Raw genomic sequence first — 1,490 nt, 5'->3', positions numbered from 1 at the left:
TCCAACAGAAAAAAGTAAAAGGGCGTATATGGTATCGCGTAATAGCGGGTCCAATTAACTCTGATAGTGTGGATGGCTGGAAGCTGGCCGCAGAAAAACTGGGTCATCGTCCTATGGTAATTTCTGTAAGATAAGTGCAATTGCTTATCGAAGCGAATAATAAACGTTAAAACAGAAACATAATCTCGGCTATTGATTCGTAAGCTGGAGCATGAACTGGTTAATGTACTGATTTTAGTATAAGATTATCGCCTTCATTTTTGCGATTTTTTCAAGTCTTGCCGAACTATTGTGGGGGTAGTATGCAGACCCGACAAATTGATGCAGTCTCCGACAGTCTTGACGCAGATGCGAACTCAAGTCCTGCGCAAAGCCTCATTCAGGGGCAAATTGCCTATCTTTATAAAAACAAGGTACTCGGTTTTTGGAGCAATATCCTACTTGCCGTTGTTTTACTGGGCTTTTTCTGGTTGCATTTTTCTAGCCAGCATATTCCATTGTTTATTTGGTTTGGTTTAATTGTTACCTTAAGTATTGTACGTTTTCTGGTTGGTAAAAATTTCAATTCCCGAAAGCAATACTCCCAACTTGAATTAAGCAACTGGGCAAATAAATACGTCTTTTTCACCACGATGATCAGTACCATCTGGGGGTTGTCTGGTGTGGTGTTATTTCCCAATGACCTGATTCATCAAGTGTTATTGGTGATGATTCTATTTAGTGTACTCCTGGCTGCTATCCCGACACTTGCTGCATCCCGCATAGCCTACTATTTACAAATTCTGGTTACGCTCGCGCCTATCACCATTTTGTTAATAATGAGTCAGGACGAAGGGCATGCCTTGCTTGCTGCAGCAATTCTTATCGCTGCAATTACCTTGATTCTGGTTTCAAGCTATATTTATCATTTATTGTATGAATTACAGGATGCCCAGTTTGCCCTTCAGGATTTGGCGGATACAGACCAGCTAACCCAGGTTGCTAATCGTCGCCACTTTGATCGAAAATTTAAAACAGAATGGCGCCGGGCGATGCGCGAAAGAACCCCCATTTCCTTGTTATTGCTGGATGTCGATTACTTTAAAAAATATAACGATGCACTGGGACATCAGGCAGGTGATGAATGCTTGCAGAAAATTTCGGCCAGCCTGAGAAGTGTTACCCGCCGCCCCGCTGATTTGGCTGCGCGTTATGGCGGCGAAGAGTTTGCGGTGTTGCTACCTGTTACAAAATTAAAAGATGCGCGTATGTTAGCAGAGCGTTTACGCAATAAAATCGAAAATTTACGTATTGTGCACCCAGCTTCAGAGCTTGGTGTGGTGACGGTTAGCATCGGTGTTTCCTGTTGTGAGCCGGGCTGGGATTTTACCGGAGAAACGCCTGAGGAAGAACAAGATGTAATTTTTCCGGCCATGCTGGTAACCGCTGCTGATAATGCCATGTATGTGGCAAAACGCCAGGGACGTAATCAGGTTTCAGAACAGGGCTGC

At 43.6% G+C, this 1,490-nt stretch carries 1 protein-coding gene; it reads left to right on the top strand.

Translation table 11 applies throughout. The annotated features are described in order from the left end of the window. Positions 1-302: 302 nt before the first annotated feature. A partial coding sequence (locus AC30RD_RS09190) for a GGDEF domain-containing protein (protein WP_489494230.1) occupies positions 303-1,490 on the top strand: 1,188 nt, incomplete at its 3' end.

This window comes from Nitrosophilus sp. (assembly GCF_982775275.1).
Note: the sequence above shows the minus strand (reverse complement) of the source record. Positions and strands in the feature narration are given on the sequence as shown.